This window comes from Okeania sp. SIO3B5 (assembly GCF_010692555.1).
Classification (GTDB): Bacteria; Cyanobacteriota; Cyanobacteriia; order Cyanobacteriales; family Microcoleaceae; genus Okeania.
Genome location: NZ_JAAHHG010000493.1, coordinates 1 through 7,447, shown reverse-complemented (window position 1 = coordinate 7,447; position 7,447 = coordinate 1). Strand labels below are relative to the sequence as shown.

The window sequence follows — 7,447 nt, the reverse complement described above, 5'->3', positions numbered from 1 at the left end:
GGAGCGCGCTTTTAGACCAGAAGGGAGCAAGTCCCGGAAGGCGGGTGCTAAGAAACAGAAAGTCTCTAACAGTGATGCTAGGGAATCCCGCGCTGTCTCGTGAGAGCAGCGTCGGGAGGATGTCAATACCAATAATATTATAATGTTTCAGAATAAAAGTAGAGATTTTCAGCAATGATTTGAATTATTGAAAGTTATATTGAAGAAGGTTTTAGGCTTTAGGAGAAAAAAGCTTAACACGGTACTTAGGGTTTGCGCTCAAAAGTCTTATGGGTAAGAGTAGGAGACAACCCACCCCTCGCCCCTCCCAGGAGGGGAGGGGGAGACAGGAGACAGGAGAAATGGTTCGGGAGCGAGGAGGTAGAAGTAAGAATTGTCCCTCAATTTTTCTGTCATAATCATCCCAAAATACTAGCTTTATGCAGCTCTTGCCACCGAAAACAGGCGCACTTTTTCTAGACATAAAATTGCTCAAACCAATATCAGTCAATAGCTTTTAGATTTAATCAGCAAGCCCTACTTAAAACCTAACGCCTTTAGAGTTTAACAGGGATAAATACTGGCAATTATCAAATAAACTTCCCCTGTTTTTTTATCATTTCCCTTCTGCCTTCTGCCTTCTGCCTTCTGCCTTCTTCAAAGAATTGCTAACTTATCAGTTGCCCTAATTAAAGCATTTATAATTCCTGGTTCAGAAACTGAATGTCCGGCATCTGGCACGACAGTAAATTCAGCTTCCGGCCAAGCTTTATGTAATTCCCAAGCTGATACCATCGGACAAATAACATCATATCTTCCTTGTACAATTACTCCTGGAATATGCCGAATTTTATAGACATTTTTTAATAACTGTTCTTCATGTTCAAAAAAACATTGATTAATAAAATAATGACATTCTATTCTAGCAAAAGCCAAAGCAAAATAACTATCCCCAAACTTTTGTGATACGTTTGAATTTGGAATTAATTTACTGGTACTTCCTTCCCAAATTGACCAAGCGCGTGCTGCTTCTAATCTAACTTTTTCATCAGCACTGGTTAATCTTTGATAATAAGCTTTAACTAAATCACCTCTTTCTTCTATAGGAATAGGTTTTAAATATTCCTCCCAAGCATCAGGAAAAATATTACTTGCACCCTCTTGATAAAACCAAGAAATTTCTTTCGGGCGCACCATAAAAATACCTCGTAAAATTAAGCCTAGGCAATTTTCTGGATGGGTTTGACTATAGGCTAATGCTAGAGTACTTCCCCAACTACCTCCAAACACAACCCATTTTTCAATACTGAGATGAACTCGTAGTTTTTCTATATCACTTACTAAATCCCAGGTGGTATTTTGAGATAGTTCAGCATGGGGAGTACTACGACCACAACCTCGTTGGTCAAATAAAATAATTCGCCATTTTTTGGGGTCAAAATATTGACGATAAAGAGGTATAATTCCACCACCTGGTCCACCATGTAAAAAGACTACTGGTTTACCTTGGGGGTTGCCGCATTCTTCATAGTAAATAGTGTGAATGTCGGAAACTTTGAGATTGCCTCTTTTATGAGGTTGAATGGGTGGATAAAGTTCTCGCATGGTTATATTTCAAGATTTATATTGATATTGATATTTTAGGAGAAATTTAGGAGAAATAATATTTATTTCAACTGTTAATTATTAATTAAAATAATTTCTAGTATGAAAAAAGTAACATATTATAAAGTCAAAAGTCAAAAGTCAAAAGTCAAAAGTAAGAACTAAGAAGTAAAATGTAGCATAAAAATATAAGTCAAAAGTAAGAAGTAAGAACTAAGAAGTAAAAACTAAGAAGTAAATTACAGTGGTCAATAGGAGTCAAGGATTCAGCAAGTATTTATGCTTAATATTTAACTGATAATTTGACTCTCGATTGAGGTCATTTCAGTTATCAGTTATCAGTTATCAGTTATCAGTACCTCTAGCTGTTTGCGCAGCATTCCGCAGGAAAGCAAGAGGCTTGATATAAGGAATAGTCTCTTTTTTTTATCCCTTTAAAAAGGGAGGCTTTAGACCACAATTTTTCGGTAAATGAAGATAATTTATATAGTATAAATACTTAAGCAAGCTACGGATTTTATACTAATTTTCATGTAACAAATTGAACTGCAGAATGTGGGATTAAACCTCTGTTTTTTATTACTTTTGCTGCAGCTACATCGCGATTTTCTTGATAATTACAATTGCTGCAATTATGTTTTCTCTCAAAGAGTTTTTTCTTGTTTATATGACCACACTTAGGACATTCTTGAGATGTATAATTTTTGTCAACTTTGGCATAATACTTACCCCGTTTCCAGCAAACAAAAGGTAAGATTTCATTAATAAACTGACCAATCCCAGAATCTAAAGATTGTTTTCTAACAATACCTTTAGACCAGGATTTAAAGTTAATATCTTCAACAAAAATATTATCTCCTAAATCACAAAGTGGATGAGCTATCTTGAAATGCCAATCACGTCTAGTATGAGCTATTTTTTCATGCAATATAGCTATTCTATTCTGGAGTTTCGACCAATTATTTGACCCTTTTTTTTTATATTTCAACCTTCTTTGCAGCAAGCTCGCGCGTTCCCTTGCGCCTGGAGGCGACGCGGGGTCGCTCGCCAATTTAAGCTTGCGTAGTTGGCAAGAGCAAAAACTTAGGAGACTTGATTAATTTTCCTGTAGAAGTAGCTACAAAACTTTCTATTCCTGCATCTACCCCTAACGACTTTTTACCTACTGGATTATCTGGAGCTGACTCTGATGAAGTAAAAGTAATCATCAAATAATAACCAGTTGCTTTTTTAACTATCCTAGCTTGTTTAGCTTGAAAACCATCTGGATATGGTTTACTTTGTCTAATTTTTATCCAACCTAATTGAGGTAGTTTAACTCTATTATTGCCTAAGCAATTATTGAGCATTGCAGGAAAGATAAAGCTTCTCAACTTGTTCTTAAATCTAGGGAAGCCTTTGCCCTGGGATTTCATATCAGAAAAAGCTCTATCTAAGGTTTTTAAAGTTTGTTGTAAAGCTTGAGCATTTTCATGTCGGCTCTTAGCCGAAACTGACTTTAATCTAGGGTTATTCTTCTTAGTTATTGTTAAGTTTTTAGCTTGATAATTATAATTAGGGTAAGGAGTATCAGCAGGGATAATAAATTCAGAAACAATTGAACAACTATTAATTGGTGACTTTCTTGAATTTAGCCAGTCTTTAAGCTCTCTTAAGCCATAGTTATACAAGCTTTTACAGACATCAAGAATGTGGTTAATTTCTTCCTCTTGATGCTGAGTTGGTTTAAGCTTGTACTGGTAAGTTAAAGTAATCAATTGACATCTCCAGGGGTTGAAACACCCTGGATTCTGTGGTTAGTCCACCCCCATTTGGGATAAATCCACATTTGCTTAAAGCCTGTCAACAGACTTCTAAACTCCTCGGCGTAAATCAAAGATTTAGCTGTGAGCTTACTTTTTTATAGCTTTCACGAGTGGTTTTACTCAAAATGTTGGAGCAATAAATCGCTGCTCTAGCTGCCTACTTGCTTTCAGCCGTCGTAGGAAATCAATTCCCCGTCTCCTGTCCACCGGAATCTCACCGCACTAGCAGTCATGTCATGGCGACAAACCTTGTTCCTTATTCCTCTAAGTATAGCAGATTTTTACTACGGGTTAAAACCCGCGTGTCGTTATTCAACCAGCCGTTAAAACGGGCGCTGCGTACTTCCTCCCGTTATTTTTTAGGTTTGTGGTTCTTGCTAATTTCTAAATATTATATAATCCTAACACAAAATTTGTTTCGTTATCACTCAATTATTTTTATGGTTGAAATTCGCATTGGGGCTGTCTGTGTGGGCGGGCAGTTTATACGCCCCGTCTCACCGCTCAATTAGAAATTATAACGGGAGTCCTCTTTCAAGATTTTTTGATATACTAATGTCTGTGAAACTTCCCTACAAATATCCAAATTTACAAGTAAAGCTAAAAAAACTATTAACTTACAATAGGCCACTATGATAATGCTCAAAAATGACTCTCACACTTTATCTTCCCTGAAACGTCAAGTAGTGTTTGACGAAGACCCAGAACAGCGAATAGTAGCATTGGAAGAGCTAGCCATAGAATGGAAAAATAACCCGGATACTTTAGCTATTCTTAAACAATTAGCTATATCCGATCAATGTCCAGATGTGCGGAGAGCTGCAACAGAATATCTTGTCCAAGGTTGGCAAAACGAGCCTAGTATATTACCTTTTCTCAAACAATTTGTAGTATCTAACAACGAATATTGGTGGGTGCAAGAAGCTATACTTACTAAATTAACTACAGGTTGGCATGACGATCCAAATACGATCGCTTTCCTGAAACAACTGATTTTGGCAGATCAATATCGTTCCTCAAATGTACGTTATGCAGCGCTCAAACAGTTAGCCCTAAACTGGCAAAATGAACCAGATACTATAGAGTTCTTGAAACAAAGAGCTGTCTCAGATGTTGATGAAGCTTTGCGGGAAACAGCAGTCGAACTTTTGGCTGAAGGTTGGCAAGATATACAAACTCTCGCTTGGCTCAGACAAAGGGCAGAATCAGATAAACATTGGGGAGTCCGTTTAATAATCATCGAAAAATTAAATCAAGATGGGAAATACGACGGCAAGACTTTAGCTTGGCTGAAAAGAATGGCAATGTCCGATCCAAGTCCTTATGTTGCTTCAGAAGCAGTATTCAAGTTAGCTAAACTGGCAAAAGATGACATTGATACCGGAAATATTCTGAAACAATTAGCTTTGTCTGCTGAAGCTTCAGAGGTACGACGAGCTGCGATGAGTCAACTAGCAGAAAATTTGGGAAACGATCCAGATACGCTATCAACTCTAAAACAACTGGCAGTATTCGATCGGTGTTCTCATGTCCGACTGGCATCAGTGGAACAGTTAGTAAAAGATTGGCAGGAAAATTCTGATACAGTAGCTATTATGAAAAAGTTAGCTATATCAGACACGGCTTCAGAAGTGCGAAAAGCAGCAATGGGCTATTTGATCGAAAACTGGCAAAAAGACTCTGATACAGTAGCTATTCTCAAACAGGTTGTGCAGTCAGATGAATGTTGGCGGATGCGAGAACTGGCAGTGATACAGTTGGGTGCATATTGGCAACACGATCCAGATGTGTTGACTTTTCTCAAACAACAGGCGGAGTCTCCTGAGTGTTGGGTAGTGGGAGAGACCGCAGTAGCACAATTAACTGTTGGGTGGAAAGATGAGCCTTGTGTTCTAGCTCTGCTGAAAAAATTGGCTCTGTCTAACTCCGATGCACGAGTGGCGGCAATACGAGAATTATCTATCGGTTGGAAAGATGATCCTGATACTTTGAGTATTCTCAAGCAAGTTGTTGTCGAAGATAACTGTTGGCACGCTAGGAAATTAGCAGTTGAACAACTAGCTACTACTTGGCATGACAATCCTGATACCTTTGCAGTTATCAAAAAAGTTGCTTTGTCTGACGATCGCCACGATGTAAAAATTGCAGCAATGGATATGTTAGTCACAGGTTGGAAAGATGCTCCAGAGGCGATCGCTACTATTAAACAAGCAGCATTGTCCGATAAATTTTCAGAAGTACGCATAGCAGCAATGGAATTGTTAGCTACTACTTGGAAAAATGACCGTGATACTTTGGCAATTGTGCAACAAATTGCTCTATCTGATGGATGTTCAGATGTGCGAGTAGCAGCGGTGGTTAAATTAGGTAATGATGGTAAGGATGATCTTAATATCTTAGCTTGCTTGAAACAACAAGCAGTTGACGATCCCTGTTCTTATGTGCAACAAGCAACAATGGAACAGTTAGCTACAGACTGGAAAGACGATCCTGATACTCTTGATATTATCAAACAAATGGTTGTGTCTGGCAATTGTTCACAGCTACAACAGTCAGCAGTACTACAATTAGCTCTCGGATGGAAAGATGATCCTGAGACCATATCTTCTCTCAAAAAGCTGGCAGTATCGGCTCAATGTCCAGATTTACAACAGCTAGCAATGCAGCAATTAGCTCTCGGATGGAAAGATGATCCTGATACTTTGACTATTCTCAAACAAACGGTTGAGTCTACAGGTGAACGAGAAGTACGACAGGCAGCAATGCAGCAATTAGCTCTCGGTTGGAAGCATCACCCTGAGACATTAGCGTTATTTAAAAAATTAGCTATTTCTGACGAGGATGTGTGCGTCCGACAAACAGCAGTGGTTGAGTTGGGTATTTGTTGGCAACATGACTCTGAAGCGATAGCAATTATCAAAGAAGTAGCTATGAGCGATAGTAGTTTTTATGTGCGACAAACTGCTTTAGAATTATTTGCTCTGCTCGGAAAAAACGATCCTTGTGTTGTTATTATACTCAAAAAACTAGCTGAGTCTGATGAGAATTTTTATGTACGACGTTCAGCAATACAGCAGTTAGCTTTAGGTTGGCATGACACTCCTGGAATGTTTGATTTTTTCTGCGATCGAGCCTATTCCGATCCATTTGTACGTCAGGAGGAGTGGGAAGATAACCCGCGCCAAACTGCTTTAGAAGCAATTCTCGAACAATATCAAGAAAATCCTCAGATTCCGCAGATATTGAGTGATCGAGCTGAAAATGACTTAGATGAGCAAGTACAAAAGTATGCTTTGAAAACTTTAAAAGGATTTTAGCGAATCTAGGTAGCAAGAGGGGTAGGTTCATCTAAATTTAATGTTGAGCAATTAACAATAGCGCGAAACCTGTAGCAAGAGGGGCGGGTTCATCTAAATTTAATGTTGAACAATTAACAATAGCGCGAAACCCGCCCCTACAATTGCAACATTTTAGGTGTGCCACTCCACTACCAATAGCGCTTATGCGTAAGTCCTATAAATGATATATAGGCTATTCCTGCTGACTCCTGACTCCTAAAAAACTGACTTTTAACTTTGTCTAGCAGAAGTCCCGCATCATAGTTAACTTGATGCCGGGATGAATGCGTCCTAGCCCTGAATCATTTTATCTACTTCTAAACGTTTATCTTCTAAATTATCAGGTAAATTATCTATGAAATCACTTATTATTTGAGTCATCGTTTTTTGCCTTTTGACTGCATATAATTTCAACTTATCTAATCTTTCCTTGCTTATTCGACAATGCAATGATTATTTCATAATTATATGCTGCAATCGTGTATACAAATTATTATAATTTAACTATGGTCGAAAAGGGAAATAAAGATGAGAATAGCCTACCAATATAAGTTACGTCCAACAAAGGAGCAAGCCGAAAAAATAGAGAAAATTCTGGATATGTTGCGACACCAATATAACTATATGTTGGCAGAAAGATTTTATTGGTGGGAACAAAATCGTTGTCCGATTAATGCTTGTCCTCTTATTTGTCATCTTCCCGAATTAAAAGACCGACCA

General features: G+C 38.1%; 5 protein-coding genes. 2 read left to right on the top strand and 3 right to left on the bottom strand.

Annotated elements, in window-relative coordinates:
* Positions 1 to 636: 636 nt before the first annotated feature.
* From pip to F6K54_RS36390, 3 genes are all read right to left on the bottom strand, one after another.
* Positions 637 to 1,584 carry a prolyl aminopeptidase gene (gene pip / locus F6K54_RS36400; RefSeq protein ID WP_293088744.1) on the bottom strand — a complete coding sequence of 316 codons (948 nt, stop codon included), beginning with the start codon at positions 1,582 to 1,584 and terminating at the stop codon, positions 637 to 639.
* Between the two features lie 529 nt (positions 1,585 to 2,113).
* Positions 2,114 to 2,572 (bottom strand): transposase, encoded by a 459-nt coding sequence (locus F6K54_RS36395; protein WP_293088742.1) that lies wholly within the window; start codon positions 2,570 to 2,572, stop codon positions 2,114 to 2,116.
* A 64-nt stretch (positions 2,573 to 2,636) separates the two neighbouring features.
* Entirely contained in the window at positions 2,637 to 3,341 is a 705-nt protein-coding gene (locus F6K54_RS36390) for a transposase (protein ID WP_293088740.1), read from the bottom strand.
* A 680-nt stretch (positions 3,342 to 4,021) separates the two neighbouring features.
* Between F6K54_RS36390 and F6K54_RS36385 the strand changes: the two genes are divergently transcribed.
* Positions 4,022 to 6,706 carry a HEAT repeat domain-containing protein gene (locus F6K54_RS36385; protein ID WP_293088738.1) on the top strand — a complete coding sequence of 895 codons (2,685 nt, stop codon included), beginning with the start codon at positions 4,022 to 4,024 and terminating at the stop codon, positions 6,704 to 6,706.
* A 549-nt stretch (positions 6,707 to 7,255) separates the two neighbouring features.
* Positions 7,256 to 7,447 (top strand): helix-turn-helix domain-containing protein (locus F6K54_RS36380; protein ID WP_293088736.1); only part of this gene is annotated, 192 nt, incomplete at its 3' end.